Here is a 20326-nt window from a genome sequence, read left to right as displayed (position 1 = left end):
GTCATGACCCGGGTCACCCGTCAGCCCGATCATGCATGATTCGAGAGACACAAGGGGTGTTCCAGGGAACGCCAGCGTCTCATTCCGCTGGAACACCCCTCAACCGTCTCGGCGCTAACGCGCCGATCCACCTTCTCCCACAAGGGGGAGAAGGGAAATCGCGTCAGCCGCCAACCGGAGCGTTCGCCTCCCAGCCGTTGACCCAGACCTGCCGCAAGCGGTCGCCTTCGCCCTTGAAGCGCAACCCGGTCGGCTGGCAATCCGCGATCCGGTCGCTGCGGAAATTGCGGATCGCCTGGCGCAGCTCGCACCAGGCGACGATGTTGGCGGTTTCGGCGTAGTAGATGAGCGCGATCGGCCGGACGAGGCGCTCGGAGGCGCGGCCCATCTCGTCGCGATAGGAGAGGTCGAGCTTTTCCTCGTCGCGGATAGCGCGGCGCACCAGCGCCAGGTCGATGGTGCCGGCCGAGGGCGCGGCGAACCCCCACGCATGCAGCGCATTGGCATCGAGCGTCTGCCGCAAAGGTGGCGGCACCGCGCCGGCGATCTTGGCGCCGACACGCTTGGCCGCCTGCTTGAGCTCGTCGTCTCCCGTGCGCTCCAGCAGCGCCAGCGACAGGACGATCGCCTCCATCTCCTCGATCGAAAACATCAGCGGCGGCAGGTCGAAGCCGGGACGCAATACATAGCCGATGCCGCGTCCGCCCTCGATCGGCACGCGCATCGCCTGCAGGGCTGCAATGTCGCGGTAGATGGAGCGGATGGTCACTTCCAGCTGCGCGGCGATCATTGCCGCCGTCACCGGCTGCCGCGCCAGCCGCAGGATCTGGATGATCTCGAACAGGCGTGACGCCTTGCGCATTTTCTCACCCGGCTCCGATCGCAACTGACACACCATCGTCAGTTGGGTTGACCTATAGGACTGCCTATCGGGTTGAAATCAACAATTCCTCTGCGGTGCGCCGTCAGGAGGCGACGGGCAACTGACATGAATTATGCGGGAAATCCATGAATTATGCGGAAAATCTCTGGCTCTTCTTTATCCTCCTGTTCGGCATCATAGCCGTTCCGGGCATGGACATGCTGTTCGTGCTAGCCAATGCGCTGACCGGCGGACGCGACAGGGGGCTTGCCGCCACCGGCGGCATTATGGTCGGCGGCATGGTGCACACGCTGAACGGCGCCATCGGCGTCGGCCTGCTCATGCATTTCGTGCCGATCCTGTTCACGCCGCTGCTGATCGCCGGCGCCGCCTACATGGCCTTCATCGGCATCACGCTGATGCGCAGTTCGATCACCGTCGGTGATGACGGGCCCGCCGGCAGCCGCTCCGCATGGAAGGCGTTTCGCCAGGGTTTCGTGACCTGCCTGATCAACCCGAAGGCCTACCTCTTCGTGCTGGCCGTCTACCCGCAATTCCTGAAGCCGGATTATGGTCCGATCTGGATGCAGGCGACCATCATGGGCCTGATGACGGTCCTGACCCAGGCCGCGATCTATGGCGGGCTCGCAATATCAGCCGGCCGCAGCCGCAAGCTTCTGATCGCCAATCCGCGGGCGACCGTTCTCGCCGGCCGGGCGGCCGGCTTGCTGTTGTTTGCGGTCTCGGTGTTCACCGCGTGGGAAGGGCTGAGGACGGCGTGATCCCTGGCTGAATCGGGAACCGCCGCCCTGCCTTGTGCCCGGCCAGATCAAGCGGCGCCCGGTCGGCTCTCCATCATGGCGCGGCGTGTCGAGCGGCGCCATTCGACGGCGCCGGCAAGGCCGTGCAGCACGGTCTCGGTGGTTGCCCAGTCGATGCAGCCATCGGTGATGCTCTGGCCGTAGACGAGCGGCTTGCCTGCCACCACGTCCTGCCGGCCGGCGACGAGATTGCTCTCGATCATGACGCCGACGATGCGCTCGTCACCCGCCGCCACCTGCCCCGCGACATCCGCTGCCACCTTGGGCTGGTTCTCCGGCTTCTTCGAGCTGTTGGCGTGGCTGACATCGATCATCAGCCTGGGTGCGACGCCGATGCGGGCGAGTTCCACGCTAGCCGCCTCGACGCTCGCCGCGTCATAGTTGGGCTGAACGCCGCCGCGCAGGATGACATGGCAGTCCTCATTGCCGGTGGTGGTCGCGATGCCGCTGCGGCCGCCCTTGGTCACCGCCATGAAATGATGCGGCTGCGCGGCGGATTTCACCGCCTCGGCGGCGATCCTGAGATTGCCGTCGGTGCCGTTCTTGAAACCGACCGGGCAGGAGAGGCCCGATGCCAGCTCGCGGTGGATCTGGCTCTCGGTCGTGCGCGCGCCGATCGCGCCCCAGGCGACGAGGTCGGCAATGTATTGCGGGGTGGTCATGTCGAGGAATTCGGTCGCCGCCGGCAGGCCGAGATTGTTGACGGCCGAAAGGACGTTGCGCGCCATCCGCAAACCCTTGTCGATGTTGAAGCTGCCGTCGAGGTCCGGATCGTTGATCAGGCCTTTCCAGCCGACCGTCGTGCGCGGCTTTTCGAAATAGACCCGCATGACGATCTCCAACCGGTCGGACAGGGCCTCGCGCAGCGCCGCCAGACGGCTGGCATAGTCGACCGCAGCGACCGGATCGTGGATCGAACAGGGGCCGACGACGACGAGCAGCCGGTCGTCGGTCCCGTTCAGGATGGCGTGGATGGCGTTTCGTGACGCGCTGACGGTGCGCGTCGCCGTCAGCGTGCGCGGGATTTCCCGCATCACCTGGTCGGGTGTGCTCAGTTCTCGGATTTCCTTGACCCGAAGGTCGTCTGTGGTGGTCAACACGGCTTTCTGCTCCTTTTTTGGGAACCTGCCGGCTGAAACAAAAAAGCCGCCAGGTCTGGCGGCTGTTCGGATATTGTTGCTGCAATCTTCAGATCGAGCGCAATCCTCCCGCCGCCAGCGAGCTGCTAAAGTACCAATAGGTGGCGGTCAGGTGGATCATGCGGCTCATATAGTGGAAGCCGAGGCGTTTGTCACGTGCCGTAGATGAGTTGGCGAAATCGCTGGCGAGAGCCCCTCTCCCCGTCACTATACGGGGAGAGGATGCCGGCAGGCAGGTGAGGGGCGGCGCTTGCGTCAACGGATAGGACGGGGGCGAAAAGCACCGGCTTCAATCGAACCATGTAACTATCAAAGTCGGCGCTGCCCCTCATTGCCCTGCCGGGCATTTCTCCCCGTATAGTGACGGGGAGAAAGGGGGCCTGTTCGAACCGGATAGATAGGTAACAGAATGGACCTGATGGATGGGTGACAGTTTTCTCCTTCGCTGGGAGNACGCCATCGTAGACGGCTTCGTTCTCGCCTCACAAAAATGAGCCCGAAGCAAATGTGTGCCCACGCTAGCCCCCCTCCGGAGGGAGAGGAAGGAGCCTGTTCGAACCGGATAGATAGGTAACAGAATGGACCTGATGGATGGGTGACAGTTTTCTCCTTCGCTGGGAGGACCGGCGATGGTTTGGCGAGAGACTGGCATCATGGACGAGCGACTTCGGTTTGTTGTGGACTGCCTGGCAGGTGAGGAGACGATGAGCGAGATTTGTGCGGCCTACGGCATCTCTCGCAAGATCGGCTACAAGTGGCTTGGTCGCTATCGTGCGTTGGGCCCGGAAGGTTTGCGCGATCTGCCACGGGCGCCGCTCAATCACGGCCGGGCGACGGCTCTGGATCTGGTGGAACGGATCGTGGCGGCAAAGGAGACGCATCCACTGTGGGGGCCCAAGAAGATCGTGGCGCGGCTCAAGCGCACGGCCCCCGAGCTGCGCTGGCCGTCAGCTTCGACGGCGGGTGCCATCCTTGCACGACATGGGCTTGTGGGCGCGCGCAAGCGGCCACGGCTGCGGGCCTGCGGCAACGGCCCCTGGCCGCCGGCCGAGGAACCGAACGCAGTGTGGACTGGCGACCACAAAGGCTGGTTCCCGACCGGCGACAAGCGGCGTTGCGAGCCCTTGACGGTGATGGATGCGTCAAGCCGCTATCTTCTGGCGCTGGAAGCAACGGGCTCGACGGCCGATGCCGAGGCCTGGCCGGTGTTCGAGCGGTTGTTCGAGGAGCATGGGCTGCCGGATCGCTTCAGAAGCGACAATGGCCCGCCGTTCGCGTCGGCCGGCGTCGCCGGGCTGACGCCACTTGCCGCGCGCTTCGTCAAACTTGGCATCGTGCTGGAGCGGATCGCGCCCGGCAAGCCGCAGCAGAACGGCCGCCATGAGCGCTTTCATCTGACCATGCTGCCGCTGGCCAAGCACCCGCAAGCCGACAGAACAGCTCAGGGTCGAGCCTTCGAGGCCTTTCGGCGCAGCTACAATGAGGAGCGACCGCATGAGGCGCTGGCCATGGACACTCCAGCCCAGCATTACCGCCGCTCACAGCGCCTCATGCCAAGAACGCCACCCGAGCCCGATTATCCGGCCGAGGCCGCGGTCCGCCACGTGCGCCACAATGGCGAGATCCGATGGAATGGCGGCTTCATCTATGTCTCGCAAACGCTGGCCGGTGAAGCGGTCGCGGCCACCGAAACCGAGGATGGCCAATGGGCGCTTTCCTTCTATGCCCATCCCCTGGGCATCATCGACACGAGGCGCATGAAGCTCGTCCGCCGCAGCGCCGCGCCAACCAAACCGCTTGGCGCTGCGGCGGACGAATAGAGCGGAGAAGTGTTACCTATGTATCCGGTTCAAAGTGTTACCTATCTATCGGCTGGACAAGCCNGGACGAATAGAGCGGAGAAGTGTTACCTATGTATCCGGTTCAAAGTGTTACCTATCTATCGGCTGGACAAGCCAAGGTCGGCGAACTCGCGCCCTTCCTCTCCCCCGTCGATCGGGGGAGAGGTGGCCCGAAGGGCCGGAGTGGGGGTCGACCAGCGCCACGCTGGAGATGAGGCGCCCATCGTCATGCTGCGGCGCAGCAACGAATTCGCTTGCCTTGTTTAGTAAAAATTGCATCACTAAACAAATTACTAAACATTCGCGGTGCTCTGGCGCTGCCATGTTTGGGCCCCTGAGGAGAGGGGTTGAGGGCTCTTGAAACCGTCATCCGGGCGCGTTTCGCAAATGGGAGGAAGGCATGAAATCGAGCTTTAAACTGGCGTTGGGACTGACCTCGGCGATATCAGCGTCGACAGCCGTCTCGAACGCCGCGCACGCTGAAGATCTGACGCTGTGCTGGGCCGCCTGGGACCCGGCAAACGCGCTTGTCGAACTGTCCAAGGATTTTACCAAGGAAACCGGCATCGGCATGAAATTCGAGTTCGTGCCGTGGACCAACTACGCCGACCGCTTCCTCAATGAACTGAACTCGCACGGCAAGCTGTGCGACCTGATCATCGGCGACAGCCAGTGGATCGGCGGCGCCGCCGAGAACGGCCATTATGTCAAGCTGAACGACTTCTTCGACAAGGAGAAGATCAGCATGGACGACTTCGTGCCGGCAACCGTCGTCGGCTATTCGGAATGGCCGAAGAACACGCCGAACTACTGGGCGCTGCCAGCCATGGGCGACGTCGTCGGCTGGACCTATCGCAAGGACTGGTTCTCCAAGCCGGAACTGCAGAAGGAATTCAAGGAGAAGTATGGCTGGGATCTCGGCCCGCCGGCCACCTTCGACCAGTTGAAGCAGATCGCCGAATTCTTCCAGAAGCGGCAGATCGACGGCAAGACCGTCTATGGCGCCTCGATCTATACCGAGCGCGGCTCCGAAGGCATCACCATGGGCGCCATGGACGTGCTCTACAGCTACGGCTTCCAGTACGAGAACCCGAAGAAGCCCTACGAAATGGAAGGCTTCGTCAATTCCGACAAGTCGGTGAAGGGGCTGGAGCTCTACAAGGCCCTCTATGATTGCTGCACCCCGCCGGGCGCGTCGAATAGTTATATGGGCGAAGGCGTCGATGCCTTCAAATCCGGCCAGGTGGCGATGCACATGAACTTCGCCTTCACCTGGCCAGGCCTGCAGAAGGACGAGAATGTCGGCGGCGACAAGATCGGCTATTTCGTCAATCCCAAGGGCCCCGACGGCGAACAGTTTGCCCAGCTCGGCGGCCAGGGCATTTCGGTGGTGTCCTATTCCGACAAGCAGGAATCGGCGCTGAAATACATCAAGTGGTTCGCCAACAAGGACGTGCAGGCCAAGTGGTGGTCGCTTGGCGGCTATTCCTGCCTGAACGCCGTGGTGAAGGATCCGAAATTCCCGGCCAGCCAGCCCTATGCGCAGACCTTCCTCGACTCGATGGCCATCGTGAAGGACTTCTGGGCCGAGCCGAGCTACGCCCCGCTGCTGCAGGCCTCGCAGAAGCGCTTCCACGACTATGTCGTCGCCGGCCAGGGTTCGGCCAAGGATGCGCTTGACGGCCTGGTCAAGGACTGGACGCAGGTGTTCCAGGACGATGGCAAAATGTAACCGGCTCCTCCCGAGCTAGGCCGAGCGCCCCGTGCCACCTTGGCACGGGACGCGGTTCAGATAAATTTCATGACAGAGACGTTTTTAAAGTGACCGAAGCAGGACTCACCATGCTCAATCGGACCGCGGAGAACGTTGCCCGGGCGACCCCGGAGCCGTTGGCCCGCAAGGTCCGGGGCATCAGCGACAAGGGCCTCGCCTGGCTGTTCATTTCGCCGACGATCCTGTTGCTGCTCGCCATCAACATCTTCCCGCTGTTCTGGGCGATCTATCTCTCCTTCACCAATTACCGGGCCAACCGGCCCAACGAAGTGGTGAAGAATCTCGGCTTTGCCAACTACCAGCGCATCCTCGGCGACAAGGATATCTGGATCGCCATGCAGACGACCGCGCATTTCGTGTTCTGGACGATCCTTTTGCAGACGCTGATCGGCTTCACGCTGGCCTGGCTGATCGACAGGAAGTTCCGCGGCCACGCCTTCTGGACGACGCTGATCCTGGTACCGATGATGCTGTCGCCAGCGGTGGTCGGCAATTTCTGGCGCTTCCTCTACGAACCGCAGATCGGCCTGTTCTCTTATGTCATCTCGTTCGTCTCCGGCATTCCACCGACAAGCATCCAGATGCTCTCCAACGTGTCGCTGGCGCCGTGGTCGATCATCATCGTCGATACCTGGATGTGGACGCCCTACGTGATGCTGATCTGCCTCGCGGGCCTGCGCTCGATCCCCGAATACATCTATGAGGCGGCCGAGGTCGACCGCGCCTCCAACTGGCGGCAATTCTGGTCGATCACGCTGCCTATGGCGCTGCCCTTCATCATGCTGGCGGTGCTGTTTCGCGGCATCGAGAACTTCAAGATGTTCGACATGGTCAATCTCCTGACCGGCGGCGGGCCTGGATCGACCACCGAAGTCGCCTCGATCACGCTGAAGCGGCAGGCTTTCGAGAGCTGGCGCACCGGCTATTCCTCGGCCTTCGCCATCATCCTGTTCGTCGCAGTGTTTGGCCTCGCCAACATCTACGTCAAGGCGCTCAACAAGGTGAAGCAGAGATGAGCCTGACCACTGCCCATTCGGTCGTCGCCCCCTCGGCCAACTCGAAGCGCATCGCCGGCGCGATCATCATCGCCTACGCGTTGATCTCGATCGTTCCGCTGTTGTGGATCTTCGCCACCAGCTTCAAGACGCCGCCGGACTCGATCGCCTATCCGCCCAAGGTCCTGTTCCAGCCTAGCATCGAGGGTTACTGCAACCTGTTCACGACGCGCACACGTCAAACGCCGGAGTACATCAACTCGCTGGGACCGGCGACCGGCTTCTGCGACGAGACGGTGCGCAAGCGCAACATGGTGATCGCCGGCCCGTCCAACTTCCTGCCGCGCTTCGCCAACTCGCTGATCATCGCCTTCGGCTCGACCTTTTGCGCCGTCTTCCTCGGCACGCTGTCGGCCTATGGCTTCTCGCGCTTCAAGGTGCCGCTGGCGGACGACCTTTTGTTCTTCATCCTGTCGACGCGCTTCATGCCGCCGATCGCCGTCGCCATCCCGATCTACCTGATGTACCGCGAGCTTGGCCTCTCCGACACGGCACTCGGCATGATCCTGCTCTACACGGCGGTCAATGTCTCGCTGGCGGTGTGGTTGCTGAAGGGCTTCATCGACGAGATCCCGCGCGAATACGAGGAGGCGGCGATGATCGACGGCTATACGCGGCTGCAGGCTTTCTGGCGCACCGTGCTGCCGCAGGCGACGACCGGCATTGCCGCGACGGCCATCTTCTGCCTGATCTTCGCCTGGAACGAATATGCGTTCGCCGCACTCCTGACCTCCGGCACGGCACAGACGGCACCGCCTTTCATCCCGACCATCATCGGCGAAGGCGGCCAGGACTGGCCGGCGGTGGCGGCCGGAACGACGATCTTCCTGGTGCCGATCCTGGTTTTCACCATTCTGCTTCGCAAGCAATTGCTGCGCGGCATCACTTTTGGGGCGGTGCGGAAATGAGTGATGTGCGAGGTCGACCCCCACTCCGTCGAGCTTCGCTCGACACCTCTCCCGCGATCGACGGGGTAGAGGAAGGGCGCGAACTTCATTCAGCCAGGCTCCCTTCCTCTCCCTCCGGAGGGGGGAGAGGTGGCGCTGCGAAGCAGCGACGGAGTGGGGGAACCACCCCGCAACCATCTCTCCGCTTGAACGGCGAGAAGGAAGGGAGCTACGCATGACCCGCCTCGCCATCTCCAGGAAAACATCATGGCCCCGTTGGGCCAGGCGCGGCCTGATGGAAAACGTCGCCACGGCGCTGATCGCCATCGGCTTCCTGATGCTGTTCCAGCCCTTCGCGCTGTCGCTCTACACCTATTCCTTCATCACCATGCTCGCCGGCACCGTGATGTTCATCATCGTCTCGAAGTTCCCGGAATAATCATGGCCGAGATCCGCGTCCAACATTTGAGAAAGGCCTTCGGCGATTTCGTCGCCGTGCAGGATTCCAACTTCGTCGTGGAGGATGGCGAGTTCTTCGTCATGCTTGGGCCTTCGGGCTGCGGCAAGACGACGACCTTGCGCATGATCGCCGGGCTCGAACTGCCGACCGGCGGCGAGATCCTGCTCGGTGGCGAGGACGTCACCATGCTGCGGGCCCGCGAACGCGACATCGCCTTCGTGTTCCAGCTGTTCGCGCTCTACCCACATATGAATGTGCGCAAGAACATCGGCTTTCCGCTCCTGGCGCAAGGCATGCCGGCGGCCGAAATCCGCACGCGGGTCGAGGAGACGGCAAAACTCCTGCGCATCGACCATCTGCTCAACAAATCCGTCTCGGGCCTTGCCGGCGGCGACCGCCAGCGCGTGGCGCTCGGCCGCGCCATCGTGCGGCGTCCGAAATGCTTCCTAATGGATGAACCGCTCGGCACGCTCGATACCGAATTCCGCGATCTGATGGTTCATGAGCTGCGCGAGCTGCACAACCGCATCCACGCCACCACGGTCTATGTCACGCATGACCAGATGGAAGCGATGTCGATGGCCGACAAGATCGCTGTCATGAACCACGGCGTCATCGAACAGTTCGGAACACCCCGCGAAATCTACGATCGCCCGGCGACGATGTTCGTCGCCGACTTCATAGGTTCGCCGCCGATGAATTTCCTCGGCTTCGGTGGCGGGCTGACCAAGGGCGCGAAGGAGATCGTCGTCCAGGGCGCGAAGGTCGCGGTGCCGGAGGTGCGCGAGGACATTGCGCCGGCCGACATGGCGCTTGGCATCCGGCCTGAGCATATCCGCTTCGACGACGCCTCGAAGCTTCGCGGCGCCATCTACGGCACCGAATATCTCGGCACGACGCAGATCGTCGCGGTGGAAACGGCGGACGGCATCATCAAGGCGCGGGTGCCGGCCGAAATCCGGCTCAACGCCGGCGATCATGTCGGCCTGACGTTGAACAGCGCGCGGCTGTCGCTGTTCGACAAGGGATCCGGCCGCGCGGTGAGAACCGCTGTTCACGATACCGCCTCTCAAGGGAGAGCGCAGCATGGCTGACGTCCATATCAAGAACGTGACCAAGAGCTTTGGCGAGCATGTCGCCGTCGACGGTCTGGACCTGCACATAGAAGACGGCGAATTCGTCGTGCTGCTCGGGCCGACGGGGGCCGGCAAGACGACGACGCTGCGCCTGATCGCCGGGCTGGAGCGGCCGGATAGCGGCACGATCGAGATCGGCGGCCACAATGCGACGACGCTGTCGCCGGCCGAGCGCGACACGGCTTTCGTGTTCCAGCAATACTCGCTCTATCCGCATCTATCGGTGTTCGACAATCTCGCCTTCCCGCTGCGCTCGCCGGCCCGGAAAATACCGGAGGACCGGATCCGCCGCCGGGTCGAGGAGGTGGCGAAGATGGTGCGCATCCACCACAAGCTCGCCAACCGCTCGACCAAGCTGTCGGGCGGCGAAATGCAGCGCGTCGCCATCGGCCGCGCGCTGGTGCGCAAGCCCGCCATCTATCTGATGGACGAGCCGCTGTCGTCGCTCGACGCCAAGCTGCGCGCGGATCTCAGGCTCGAGCTGAAGCGCATCCAGTCCGAACTCGGCGCCACCATGCTCTACGTCACGCACGACCAGATCGAGGCAATGACGATGGCCGACCGCATCGGCATCCTTGCGGACGGCGTGCTGGTGCAGATCGGCTCGCCGAGAACGATCTATTCCGAGCCGGCGAACCTGCATGTCGCGGCAAGGCTCGGCCAGCCGGCGATCAATCTGCTGCCGACGGGGCTGCTGCCCGATGGCGGCGCGCCGGCCGGCACCAGGACGATCGGCGCGCGCACCGAACATTTGACGATCGAAAAAGCAATGAATGGCCATGCCGACGGCGTCGTCGACTGGGTCGAGCATCTCGGCGACCAGAACCACCTGCATGTGACGGTCGGCCCGAAGAAACTGGTGACGCTGACCGACCCGGACACGGACCTGTCGCAAGGCGACAGAGTGGTGATCCGCTACCGCTCGCCGCTCTATTTCGGCGCCGACGGACAACGACTGATGTGAACGGTTTTCGGTGTTTTCCCCCAAAGGATAATGCCGGCTTGTGATTGACGATTGCGAATACGGGACGAATTCGATGAAGCACTTTTTCAACCGCAGGGAAACGATCGTCACCGAGGCGCTGGATGGCCTGTTGCGGACCATCGGCTCAGGCGAACTGGCGCGCCTCGACGGCTATCCCGAGCTCAAGGTGGTGCTGCGCGCCGACTGGGACAAGTCGAAAGTCAGCGTCGTTTCCGGCGGCGGCGCCGGGCATGAGCCTTCGCATGCGGGCTTCGTCGGCAAGGGCATGCTGACGGCGGCGGTCTCCGGCGAGATCTTCGCCTCGCCGAGCGTCGAGGCGGTGCTGGCGGCCATCCGCACAGTTACCGGACCGGCCGGCTGCCTGCTGATCGTCAAGAACTACACCGGCGACCGTCTCAATTTCGGCCTGGCCGCCGAGAAGGCGCGCGCCGAAGGCTTTCGCGTCGAGATGGTGATCGTCGCCGACGACATCGCATTGCCCGACATCGCCCAGCCGCGCGGTGTTGCCGGCACCTTGTTCGTCCACAAGATCGCGGGACACCTGTCGGAAGCCGGTCACGATCTGGCCGATATCGCGACAGCGGCCCGGGCAGCGGCGAAGGACATCGCCTCGCTCGGCATGTCGCTGTCGTCCTGCTCCATTCCCGGGCAGCCGCATGAGGACCGGTTTGGCGAAAACGACGGCGAGCTCGGCCTCGGCATTCATGGCGAGCCGGGCGTCGAGCGCATCGCGGTGCAAAGCGCCGACCGGCTGATGGCGATCATGGCGGAGCGCCTGGCGGTGAGGCTCGACCCGAAGGCCGCCTATGCCTTGCTGATCAACAATCTCGGCTCCGTGCCGCCGCTCGAAATGTCTGTTATCGCCAATGCGGTGCTTGCCTCGCCGCTCGGCAAGGCGGTCAAACTGACCGTCGGGCCCGGCCCGCTGATGACGGCACTCAACATGAACGGCTTCTCGCTGTCGCTGATCCAGCTCGACGCCGCGCGTGAGACAGCCTTGCTGGCGCCGGTCGGTCCGCATGCCTGGATGCCGGCCAAGCCGGTCGCAGCGCCTGCCATCGTGCCAATGGCGAAAGCAGCTGGACAAAGTGCTGCATACAAGGCCAGCCAGGACGCCGGCACCAGGCGCGTGATCGTCACGGTCTGCGAAAGGCTGATTTCGCTTGAAGCCACGTTGAACGGGCTTGACGCCAAGGCGGGCGACGGCGACACCGGCTCGACGGTGGCGACCGGCGCGCGCAGCATCCTCGAACGTCTCGATACGCTGCCGCTTGCCGAGCCTGCGGCAACCCTCGGGGCAATAGGTGACGTCCTGAGCGCATCGATGGGCGGCTCCAGCGGGGTGCTGCTGTCGATCTTCTTCACCGCGGCGGCGCAGGCTCTGGATGGCGGCGCCGATGTGGCCAAGGCGCTGCTTGCCGGCCTCGAGCGGATGACTTTTTATGGCGGCGCACAGCTTGGCGACCGCACGATGGTCGATGCCCTGGAGCCAGCCCTGAAAGCGCTCGACGCCAACGGGCTGGAAGAAGCGGCGGCGGCGGCCCGGCGCGGCGCGGAGACAACGGCGGCCATGGCGAAGGCGAAGGCCGGGCGGTCCGCCTATGTCGGCAGCCAGTTGCAGGGCGTGGCCGATCCCGGCGCCCATGCCGTGGCCGAGGTGTTCGCGGCCGCCGCGACGCTGTTCGTCACGGCCTGACGCATGCACCAGTTGTCGAATGACGGTTCTTTCGCTACTGCCGTCAAGGTGGAAACCGGGAGTCTGGGCGACATGGCGACGTTGAACCTTGCCAGGCTGGTTGCGGCCGCGGCTGACACGATCGCCGCCCACGCCGAGGAATTGACGGCGCTCGACCAGGCGATCGGCGACGGCGACCATGGCTTGAACATGAAACGCGGCTTCGAGGCCGTACGGGCCGAGGCGGATGCGTTCGCGGCAAAGCCGCTGCCCGACGCCCTGAAGGCGATCGGCACCAAGCTGGTGATGACGGTGGGCGGCGCGTCCGGCCCGTTGTTCGGAACATTGTTCATGGCGCTGGGCAAGGAGATTTCGGCGGAGCCCGACCGCGCCAACCTGACGGTGGCCTTTGGCAGAGCGATCGAAGCGGTGGCGGCGCGCGGCAAGTCGCAGGTTGGCCAAAAAACCATGCTCGATGTGCTGCAGCCGGTGCATGACGCATTGGCCGGGGGAAAGACCGCGGCCGAGATAGCCGACATCGCCGACGCTGCGGCCGAGGCGACCGTGCCGATGAAGGCTCAGCGTGGCCGCGCCTCGTTCCTCGGCGACCGCTCGATCGGCCACATGGATCCCGGCGCGCGCTCGACGGCACTGCTGGTGCGCACGGTGGAACAAGCGATCGGGGAAAGCGCATGAGCAATGTCGGGATCGTGATCGTGTCGCATTCGCCGCTGGTCGCGGAAGGCACGGCCGACATGGTGCGCCAGATGGTGGGCGACGAAGTGCCGCTTGCATGGTGCGGCGGAAACGGTCATGGCGGGCTCGGCACCAATGTCGAGGCGATCATGGGCGCCATCGACAAGGCCTGGTCGGAAGCCGGCGTCGCCATTCTGGTCGATCTCGGCGGCGCCGAGACCAACTCGGAAATGGCGGTGGAGATGATCGGCGAACCCCGCGCGCAGAAGATCATCGTCTGCAACGCGCCGATCGTCGAAGGCGCGGTGATGGCCGCGACCGAGGCGTCCGGCGGCGCCTCGCTTCGGGAAGTGGTTGCGACGGCGCATGAATTGTCGCCGTCGTGAGTAAACGGGAATTTTGAAAGACATGTCCGCAGCCGCCGAAGCGACCGTCCTGATCACCCATGATGTGGGCCTGCATGCGCGTCCTTCGGTGAAATTCACCAAGCTCGCCAAGACCTTTGCCGCCGACGTGGAAATAGCGCTTGCCGCCAACGGGCCGTGGTTCGACGCCAAGAGCATCGTCAAGGTGATGGCGGCCAAGGCGCCGAAGGGCACGGTGCTGCACATCAGGGCCAGCGGCGACGGCGCCAATGATGCCGTCGACGCGCTGGTCGAACTGGTGCGGCGCGATTTCGACGAGGGTGCCGGTCATGTCCGGTCGGCGTGAGGCCGGCCCACGTCTGCATCGACCCGCGGGGGATGCGGGCCATGCGGATTGAGGGTGTACCGGCTTCGGCCGGCTATGCCGAGGGGCCGCTGTTCGAGCTCGACCGGCCGCCGGCAGTCTACACCAGCAAAGCCACTCCCGAGGAGGAGAAGGCGTCACTGAGGGCGGCGATCGGCAAGGCGGTGAGCCGGCTCATGACCATGGCCGGAACCGCCGACAGCGACGCCGCCGGCATACTCGAATTCCACATCGCCATGCTGGAAGACGATGCGCTGAGCGGACCAGCCTTCGCGTCGATCGATTCCGGACGGGCCGCCGACGCGGCCTGGCGGCAGGCACTCGACGGCGAGATCGCCGGCTATGAAGCCTCCGACCAGGATTATTTTCGCGCCCGCGCCGGAGACCTGCGCGATATCAGAGACCAGGTGCTGCATGCCCTGACCGATGACGGTGCCAGCACAGCCCCGGCCGGCGCCATTCTCTATGGCGAGGACATCGCGCCGACGCGTTTTCTCGAAACCGATTGGAGCAGCGGCGGCGGCATCGCGCTGAAGGCGGGCAGCACCGCCAGCCATGTCGCCATGCTGGCGCGCTCACGCGGCGTGCCGATGGTCGTGAGCCTACGCGAACCACCCGCCGGTCTGGCCGGCATGGCGCTGCTCGACGCCGAGCACGGCAATATCGTGCTGGCGCCCTCGCCGGCCGAGATCGGCTCTTTCCGGCAGTCGTCCTCTTCCTTCGCCGCCCGCCAGGGCAAGGCGCAGACCTTTCTGGCAAGGCCGGCGCTGACCAAAGCCGGCACGGCGGTGCGCGTCCAGGTCAACATCGCCGATCCGTCGGATGTCGACGCAATCGACATCGCGACCTGCGACGGCGTCGGCCTGATGCGCACAGAATTCCTGTTCGGCAAGACGTTGCCGGACGAGGAGACCCAGTATCGCGCCTATCGCAAGGTGCTGGAATGGGCCGGCGACAAGCCGGTGACGATCCGCACTGTCGATGCCGGCGGCGACAAGCCGGTGCCGGGCTTCACCGTCGAGGAAGGCAACCCATTCCTCGGCCTGCGCGGGATCAGGCTGTCGCTGGCGCGGCTCGATATCTTCCGTGTTCAGATCAGGGCATTGCTGCGCGCCGCGCCACACGGCAATCTCAGGGTCATGTTTCCAATGATCGCCACGGCCGAGGAGTATGAGCGCGCAGCCGCCTTGTTCACCGACGAACAGGCAGCCCTTGCCGCGCGCGGCACAGTGCAGCGGATGCCGCCGCTCGGCATCATGGTCGAAGTGCCGTCGGTGGCCATCGCGCCGGAGGCCTTCGCCGGCGCCGCCTTTTTCTCGATCGGCTCCAACGACCTGACGCAATATGTGATGGCGGCGGCGCGCGACAATGCCGCGGTCGCGCATCTCAATTCGGTCCGCCATCCCGCGGTGCTGCGGCTGATCGGCTCGGTCACCGCCTTCGGACGGGACAATGGTATTCCCGTCAGCCTGTGCGGCGATGCCGGCGGCGATCCCGCCTCGATCCCCGCGCTGATCGAGGCCGGCTTGCGCGATCTCTCCGTGGCGCCGGCGCAACTCGCCATGGCCAAGGCGGCCATCGCGGACATTTCGGTGTAGGCGTGGCAGGCATGGTCGACAAGACGCCCGAACCCGGTTCCGAAGAAGCGATCCGAGCCTACAAGACGATCCTGTCGCATGTCATCGACCAGCGGCCGTCCGGCATGCGCCAGCGTCTCGCCGACGCGCTCGGCAAGCACCGCAGCTTCGTCACGCAAATCTCCAGTCCGACCTATTCGATCCCGATTCCGTCAAAACACTTGCCGGCCATATTCTCCGTCTGCCATTTCAGCCCGGCCGAGCGCGATCAGTTCCTCGCCGCCTACCATCAGGCGCATCCGGGAAAAATGTCGGTCGCGGCTGGCATGCGCAAGACGCGGCATGTTTCGCTTGTCGTGCCGGATTTCGGCGACGACAAGCAGAACGCCGCGCTCGACAGGGCGGTCAACGACTTCATCCAGAAGATCACCAGCATCACCGGCAAGGGTGGCGGCTGACCATTCTTGCCGGACTGTTCGGGAGGACGCCATGAAGAAATTTATGAATTCGGTGGACACGGTGCTGACCGAGAGCCTCGACGGTTTCGTCGCCGCCCATGCCGATATCCTGGCGCTTGGCGAGGAGCATAAATTCGTCCGTCGCAGAACCCTGCGGCCAGGCAAGGTGGCGCTGATCTCCGGCGGCGGTTCCGGCCACGAGCCGCTGCATGGCGGCTTTGTCGGCCATGGCATGCTGGACGCCGCCTGCCCCGGCCAGGTCTTCACCTCGCCGACGCCCGACCAGATGCTGGCGGCGGCGCAAGCCGTCGACACCGGCGCCGGTTGCCTGTTCATCGTCAAGAACTATGAGGGCGACGTGATGAACTTCGACATGGCGGCGGAAATGTCCGATGGCATCCTGCAGGTGGTGACCAATGACGACGTCGCCGTCGAGAATTCATCCTACACGACCGGCCGGCGCGGCGTCGCCGGCACGCTGGTGGTCGAAAAGATCGTCGGCGCGGCGGCAGAGCGTGGCCTGGCGCTCCCGGCGTTGAAGGCGCTGGGCGACCGGGTCAATGCCGCGACCCGCTCGATGGGCGTGGCGCTGACCAGCGGCACGGTGCCGGCGGCCGGCAAGCCGACCTTCGCCATCGGCGACGGCGAGATGGAATTCGGCGTCGGCATCCATGGCGAACCCGGCCGCCGGCGCGATACGTTGAAGAGCGCTGACGCCATCGCCGAGGAAATCTGCGCCGCGATCCTGGGCGATCTCGGCGACGAGGCGAAAGGCCCGGCGTTGCTGTTCGTCAATGGCTTCGGCGGCACGCCGCTGATGGAACTCTATCTGATGTACAACAGCGCGCGTCGTATCTTCGAGAGGCACGGCGTGACAATTACCCGCTCGCTGGTCGGCACCTATGTCACCTCGCTCGACATGGCCGGCTGCTCAATCACGCTGACCATGCTTGATGATGAGACGACCGGCTGGTGGGATGCGCCGGTCCACACGGCAGCACTGCGGTGGGGCATGTAGCGCTGGCTTCCACAGCGCTTTTCTGCAACCATCCTGGGCCGTCCATTTAGCAACTTGCCCGGGCTGATGCTGCCATTCCTCAACTCCGCCGAAGAAAAACTGCTGCTGCGCTTCGCCGATCCGGAGGCCGCGGCAGTCGAGGACGATTTGTCGGCAAAGGCTTTGTCGGCACTGCTCGACAACGCGGAGTTTCATGGCGTTCTGCCGATCATGCTGCGCAAGCTCCATGACCGTGGCAACGCGCATCTGACATCGGATGCGAACGTGCAGAGCAAACTTCACGAACTGCGCCAGAAAGCGCCGATCGCCACCGGCCAATCGATGCTACTGAATTACCATGGCGGCCGCATCATGAAGGTGCTCGCCGCCGAGTGCATTCCGGCACGGATCGTCAAGGGCCCGGTCTTTGCGGGAAAGCTCTATCGCCACGTCACCGACAGGCCGTTCACCGACATCGACATCCTCGTCGAGCCCGCCAACCTTGCACGGGCAAACCGGGTGATCGCTTCATGCGGCTTCGAGCTTGGCAGCAATGAAGCCGAATCCTACCAGCTGCAGGAATTCAAATGGCTGGAAAAGGGGAATTCGAGCCTGCTGGTCGAACTGCATGGCGACCTCGTGCACGATACGGGCATGCGCCGACGCCTGTCGCTCGGTTTCCGCGAATTGCGCGTCATCGACGGCGATGCTACCGACACGCCGGCAGCCCTGCTGACTATCGCCATCGTGCATGCCGCCGGCGGCCACAAATTTCATCGGCTGCAGCTTTGCGTCGATGTGCTGCAAGGCGTGCGGGCACTGCAGTCCCCCGAAGCGGAAGCCCGCCTGCTCGACGCCGCCCGCATGACCGGCATCGAACTCGAACTGGCGATCGTGCTCAATGTGACCGGCGAGCTGTTCGGCGAGCGCCGTGCACTTGAACTCGCCGGCCGCATCAAGCCCGACCTTTCGATAAGGCTGGCCAAACGGCTGATCACCACGAACACGCTGCTCAGGGTCAATTCGAGGGAAAAGATCGGCTCACGCCTGCGCCGTGATGCCTTCCGCTGGATCCAGCGCCTGGCCAAGGCTCGGCCATACCCAGCCTGAAGCTCCGGCTCAGTCCTGCCTGGCCAATGTGGCATTGATCAGCGCCGCGGCGTCGGCCGGGCGGGCACCGACTTCCAGCGTGAAGGTCGGCACCGATGAGACCAGCTTGCCGATCGTCGCCAGCCGGCGTTTCTGCAGCGGCAGCAGGCCGGTCATGCCGGTGCGGACATTGTCCATCGCCAGCGCTACCATCGCGTCGGTGCGGGCCATGGCGACGAGCCGCGTCTGCCCGTCTGCGGAGCGCGCCAGGTGCAGGAGGGCGGCCACGGGTCGGGCCACCGGGCTTTCGATCCGCACGATCTCGCTCAACCGCTCCAGCGAGACGGCCTGCTCCCCATTGCGGTCCCAGGAGGGGCCAAGGCATGGCGCCACCTGCGGGATCATTTCGGCGGTTATCTGGTGGATCTTGACGTGCCGCGGCAGACCCCAAGCCATCGGCTTGCCTGAAGTCAGATCCAGGATCATGGCGTCGTCGGAACAGAGGCCAAAGCCTTGCGTTGCCAGCGCCAGCGACGTGGTGGTCTTGCCGGTGCCGCTCGGCGCATGGATCAGCACGACGGCATCACGGCCCGGCAATGTCAGGCCGGCCGTGTGCAGCATATGCTGGCCGCCGGCGTCGAGGGCGGCGTCCAGAACCAGCATCGATGGCGTCCAAGCGGCTTTCGTGCCGGGCCGAACCCGGAGTTTGGCCCAAGCCTCCTCGTCATTGATGGCTACGGTCTGGCGTCCGGGAAAGACGAGGTGGATCGTGGCGCCATCGGCGATCATCCGGCAGTGGCCATCCTCCGGTATCTCGCCGTCGAAGACGAGCGAACCGCCGGGAGCCTCATCCAGAACGTCCGCCTCAGCGATATCGAGGCGAAAGCCCGGCTCGACGGGATCCGTGATGCGCAGGACGCCCAGCATCCTGTCGAAATCCTCCCATAGGTCGGGGCGTTCGGCCGATATGCCGAGGATCTGGCCGTTGAGGCCATAGCAGGCAGAGCGCATGGTCAAGCGGGGCGCACCTTTGTGGGGTCGGCATGGTGACGATAGATCTCCACCATGCCCGGAAGGCGATCGCTGACCACCGGTCTGCCATCAAGACAAACCCAGCAATGCGCCGACAGATGCGGTGCCTGCAGCGACTTCGGATCAACGCCGAAGCGCAGCTCCGGATCGAAACCGGCGAGACGCAGGAAGCGATGGCCGAGCAGCCCCTCGCGCAGGCATCTGCGGTCGCGCATCTGCCAGGGATGGCGGACGGTGCGGTTGACTCTGGCGACGATGTAGGCGGCCGGCAGACCGCGATAGGGTGTCGACGAGGCCAGCGGCGCCCATTTCAGCACCTGCTCGAAGCTGCGGTTTGCGATGAGGACCGGCATCAGCCGCGCGCTTGCCCAGAGATGGCATCGAAACAGGGCACGCAGGAGCGGACCGTCGGCCATCACGCACCTAGCTCCATCACGCACCTACCTCCATCACGCACCGGAGGCGGCAAGGATGCCTTCCGAGATCAGTTCGGTGGCCAGCGCCGCCATGTCTTCATCCAGCGTGCCCTTGTCGACCTCGAACTCCTCGCAAAGCAGGCCGACGATCTGATCGAGACTGCGCGCGCCGTCCACCTTGTCGAGAAAGGCTTCGGTCGTGCCGTTGCATGTATAGAGCTGGCCGCTGCGCGCCAGAAGCACGACGGCACCGTCGCCGACATGCTGGACCGAAGCGTCGTCGGCCAGCCGCAGAACCGTTCCAGAGGCAATTTCCATAACCAACCCCACCAAGCCATAAGAACCCCGAAATGAGATAGCGCGGCGGTGGAGCGCTGTCTATCGGCCGGCGGGGATGGGCTCGTGCGCCTTGCGACCGCGACAGATCCCGTGGCTGCAAAATGCCTCCACCACCTGTTCCAGCCGAAATCATCCCAGAAATGGTCGTCGGCGCGACGCCGCAGACAAGGGAGTTGGCCGGCGGGACCGTTGCTTTTCTTCCCCAGAGTAAGGTAAGGACTCCCGGGGTTTTGGGGAGATAGCGTATGCGTTACAACTGGGAGCGGGCTCCGACGACTTTCGAACGTCATCGAAAAGCGATGGCAGCAGCCATTTTGATCTTCGGCGGCGTAGGCCTCATGCTTGTGGCCCTGCCGAT

Annotated in this window: 21 protein-coding genes; 16 read left to right on the top strand and 5 right to left on the bottom strand. The window is 64.2% G+C overall.

Translation table 11 applies throughout. The features are described from left to right. Positions 1-163: 163 nt before the first annotated feature. Complete coding sequence (locus X743_RS146760) at positions 164-862, bottom strand: YafY family protein (RefSeq protein ID WP_023767549.1); 699 nt, start codon at positions 860-862, stop codon at positions 164-166. 146 nt (positions 863-1008) lie between these two features. Here X743_RS146760 and X743_RS146765 point away from each other — a divergent pair, with 146 nt between their 5' ends. Beyond that, entirely contained in the window at positions 1009-1644 is a 636-nt protein-coding gene (locus tag X743_RS146765; RefSeq protein WP_023767548.1) for a LysE family translocator, read from the top strand. A 47-nt stretch (positions 1645-1691) separates the two neighbouring features. Here X743_RS146765 and X743_RS146770 read toward each other — a convergent pair whose 3' ends face one another. Further along, the gene (locus X743_RS146770) at positions 1692-2783 is read right to left on the bottom strand and encodes a 3-deoxy-7-phosphoheptulonate synthase (protein WP_023767547.1); all 1092 of its coding nucleotides are present in this window, start codon (positions 2781-2783) and stop codon (positions 1692-1694) included. A gap of 668 nt (positions 2784-3451) precedes the next feature. On the opposite strand from X743_RS146770, the gene X743_RS146780 reads away from it, so the two are divergent. The 15 genes from X743_RS146780 (at position 3452) to X743_RS146850 (ending at position 18202) form a co-directional block, all read left to right on the top strand. After that, positions 3452-4642 carry a helix-turn-helix domain-containing protein gene (locus X743_RS146780; RefSeq protein ID WP_023767545.1) on the top strand — a complete coding sequence of 397 codons (1191 nt, stop codon included), beginning with the start codon at positions 3452-3454 and terminating at the stop codon, positions 4640-4642. Between the two features lie 421 nt (positions 4643-5063). Next, positions 5064-6395, top strand: a complete 1332-nt coding sequence (locus tag X743_RS146785; protein WP_023767544.1) for an ABC transporter substrate-binding protein — start codon at positions 5064-5066, stop codon at positions 6393-6395. A 110-nt stretch (positions 6396-6505) separates the two neighbouring features. After that, complete coding sequence (locus X743_RS146790; RefSeq protein ID WP_031258105.1) at positions 6506-7453, top strand: sugar ABC transporter permease; 948 nt, start codon at positions 6506-6508, stop codon at positions 7451-7453. Further along, complete coding sequence (locus tag X743_RS146795) at positions 7450-8400, top strand: carbohydrate ABC transporter permease (protein WP_013891454.1); 951 nt, start codon at positions 7450-7452, stop codon at positions 8398-8400. Before X743_RS146790 ends, X743_RS146795 begins: the two co-directional genes overlap by 4 nt. 214 nt (positions 8401-8614) lie before the next feature. Beyond that, positions 8615-8818 carry a hypothetical protein gene (locus tag X743_RS146800; protein ID WP_023767542.1) on the top strand — a complete coding sequence of 68 codons (204 nt, stop codon included), beginning with the start codon at positions 8615-8617 and terminating at the stop codon, positions 8816-8818. Between the two features lie 2 nt (positions 8819-8820). Continuing rightward, a complete protein-coding gene (locus X743_RS146805) occupies positions 8821-9933 on the top strand; it encodes an ABC transporter ATP-binding protein (RefSeq protein ID WP_023767541.1) in 1113 nt (370 codons plus the stop codon). Beyond that, the gene (locus X743_RS146810; protein WP_023767540.1) at positions 9926-10939 is read left to right on the top strand and encodes an ABC transporter ATP-binding protein; all 1014 of its coding nucleotides are present in this window, start codon (positions 9926-9928) and stop codon (positions 10937-10939) included. Before X743_RS146805 ends, X743_RS146810 begins: the two co-directional genes overlap by 8 nt. 73 nt (positions 10940-11012) lie before the next feature. After that, positions 11013-12656, top strand: coding sequence for a dihydroxyacetone kinase subunit DhaK (locus tag X743_RS146815; RefSeq protein WP_023767539.1), 1644 nt, complete (start codon positions 11013-11015; stop codon positions 12654-12656). A 72-nt stretch (positions 12657-12728) separates the two neighbouring features. Further along, positions 12729-13331, top strand: a complete 603-nt coding sequence (dhaL, locus tag X743_RS146820) for a dihydroxyacetone kinase subunit DhaL (RefSeq protein WP_023767538.1) — start codon at positions 12729-12731, stop codon at positions 13329-13331. Beyond that, a complete protein-coding gene (gene dhaM, locus X743_RS146825; RefSeq protein ID WP_006325214.1) occupies positions 13328-13717 on the top strand; it encodes a dihydroxyacetone kinase phosphoryl donor subunit DhaM in 390 nt (129 codons plus the stop codon). The genes dhaL and dhaM overlap by 4 nt, the downstream gene beginning before the upstream one ends. 22 nt (positions 13718-13739) lie before the next feature. After that, on the top strand, positions 13740-14042 hold the full coding sequence (locus tag X743_RS146830; RefSeq protein WP_023767537.1) for an HPr family phosphocarrier protein: 303 nt from the start codon (positions 13740-13742) through the stop codon (positions 14040-14042). Positions 14043-14083: 41 nt separating this feature from the next. Further along, complete coding sequence (gene ptsP / locus X743_RS146835; protein WP_031258103.1) at positions 14084-15658, top strand: phosphoenolpyruvate--protein phosphotransferase; 1575 nt, start codon at positions 14084-14086, stop codon at positions 15656-15658. An 11-nt stretch (positions 15659-15669) separates the two neighbouring features. Further along, positions 15670-16095 carry a hypothetical protein gene (locus X743_RS146840; protein WP_013891462.1) on the top strand — a complete coding sequence of 142 codons (426 nt, stop codon included), beginning with the start codon at positions 15670-15672 and terminating at the stop codon, positions 16093-16095. 31 nt (positions 16096-16126) lie between these two features. Then, entirely contained in the window at positions 16127-17113 is a 987-nt protein-coding gene (gene dhaK, locus X743_RS146845) for a dihydroxyacetone kinase subunit DhaK (RefSeq protein WP_023767535.1), read from the top strand. A 66-nt stretch (positions 17114-17179) separates the two neighbouring features. Next, the gene (locus X743_RS146850; RefSeq protein ID WP_023767534.1) at positions 17180-18202 is read left to right on the top strand and encodes a nucleotidyltransferase family protein; all 1023 of its coding nucleotides are present in this window, start codon (positions 17180-17182) and stop codon (positions 18200-18202) included. A 9-nt stretch (positions 18203-18211) separates the two neighbouring features. On the opposite strand, the gene X743_RS146855 is transcribed toward X743_RS146850, so the two are convergent. Genes X743_RS146855 through X743_RS146865 form a run of 3 tightly spaced genes read right to left on the bottom strand, consistent with a single transcriptional unit; the run spans position 18212 to position 19947 of the window. After that, on the bottom strand, positions 18212-19192 hold the full coding sequence (locus tag X743_RS146855) for a serine kinase (protein WP_031258102.1): 981 nt from the start codon (positions 19190-19192) through the stop codon (positions 18212-18214). A gap of 2 nt (positions 19193-19194) precedes the next feature. Then, on the bottom strand, positions 19195-19629 hold the full coding sequence (locus tag X743_RS146860) for a lasso peptide biosynthesis B2 protein (protein ID WP_023767532.1): 435 nt from the start codon (positions 19627-19629) through the stop codon (positions 19195-19197). 33 nt (positions 19630-19662) lie between these two features. Continuing rightward, a complete protein-coding gene (locus tag X743_RS146865; protein WP_023767531.1) occupies positions 19663-19947 on the bottom strand; it encodes a PqqD family protein in 285 nt (94 codons plus the stop codon). Positions 19948-20326: the final 379 nt, after the last annotated feature.

It is taken from the genome of Mesorhizobium sp. LNHC232B00 (genome assembly GCF_000502435.1).
Lineage (GTDB): Bacteria > Pseudomonadota > Alphaproteobacteria > Rhizobiales > Rhizobiaceae > Mesorhizobium > Mesorhizobium opportunistum.
Note: the sequence above shows the minus strand (reverse complement) of the source record. Positions and strands in the feature narration are given on the sequence as shown.

Bases quoted from the DNA above. Each gene is read 5' to 3' on its own strand.
- X743_RS146760 (WP_023767549.1), bottom strand. From the start codon at position 862: ATGCGCAAGGCGTCACGCCTGTTCGAGATCATCCAGATCCTGCGGCTG.
- X743_RS146765 (WP_023767548.1), top strand. From the start codon at position 1,009: ATGAATTATGCGGAAAATCTCTGGCTCTTCTTTATCCTCCTGTTCGGC.
- X743_RS146780 (WP_023767545.1), top strand. From the start codon at position 3,452: ATGGTTTGGCGAGAGACTGGCATCATGGACGAGCGACTTCGGTTTGTT.
- X743_RS146785 (WP_023767544.1), top strand. From the start codon at position 5,064: ATGAAATCGAGCTTTAAACTGGCGTTGGGACTGACCTCGGCGATATCA.
- X743_RS146790 (WP_031258105.1), top strand. From the start codon at position 6,506: ATGCTCAATCGGACCGCGGAGAACGTTGCCCGGGCGACCCCGGAGCCG.
- X743_RS146795 (WP_013891454.1), top strand. From the start codon at position 7,450: ATGAGCCTGACCACTGCCCATTCGGTCGTCGCCCCCTCGGCCAACTCG.
- X743_RS146800 (WP_023767542.1), top strand. From the start codon at position 8,615: ATGACCCGCCTCGCCATCTCCAGGAAAACATCATGGCCCCGTTGGGCC.
- X743_RS146805 (WP_023767541.1), top strand. From the start codon at position 8,821: ATGGCCGAGATCCGCGTCCAACATTTGAGAAAGGCCTTCGGCGATTTC.
- X743_RS146810 (WP_023767540.1), top strand. From the start codon at position 9,926: ATGGCTGACGTCCATATCAAGAACGTGACCAAGAGCTTTGGCGAGCAT.
- X743_RS146815 (WP_023767539.1), top strand. From the start codon at position 11,013: ATGAAGCACTTTTTCAACCGCAGGGAAACGATCGTCACCGAGGCGCTG.
- dhaL (WP_023767538.1), top strand. From the start codon at position 12,729: ATGGCGACGTTGAACCTTGCCAGGCTGGTTGCGGCCGCGGCTGACACG.
- dhaM (WP_006325214.1), top strand. From the start codon at position 13,328: ATGAGCAATGTCGGGATCGTGATCGTGTCGCATTCGCCGCTGGTCGCG.
- X743_RS146830 (WP_023767537.1), top strand. From the start codon at position 13,740: ATGTCCGCAGCCGCCGAAGCGACCGTCCTGATCACCCATGATGTGGGC.
- ptsP (WP_031258103.1), top strand. From the start codon at position 14,084: ATGCGGATTGAGGGTGTACCGGCTTCGGCCGGCTATGCCGAGGGGCCG.
- X743_RS146840 (WP_013891462.1), top strand. From the start codon at position 15,670: ATGGTCGACAAGACGCCCGAACCCGGTTCCGAAGAAGCGATCCGAGCC.
- dhaK (WP_023767535.1), top strand. From the start codon at position 16,127: ATGAAGAAATTTATGAATTCGGTGGACACGGTGCTGACCGAGAGCCTC.
- X743_RS146850 (WP_023767534.1), top strand. From the start codon at position 17,180: ATGCTGCCATTCCTCAACTCCGCCGAAGAAAAACTGCTGCTGCGCTTC.
- X743_RS146855 (WP_031258102.1), bottom strand. From the start codon at position 19,192: ATGCGCTCTGCCTGCTATGGCCTCAACGGCCAGATCCTCGGCATATCG.
- X743_RS146860 (WP_023767532.1), bottom strand. From the start codon at position 19,629: ATGGCCGACGGTCCGCTCCTGCGTGCCCTGTTTCGATGCCATCTCTGG.
- X743_RS146865 (WP_023767531.1), bottom strand. From the start codon at position 19,947: ATGGAAATTGCCTCTGGAACGGTTCTGCGGCTGGCCGACGACGCTTCG.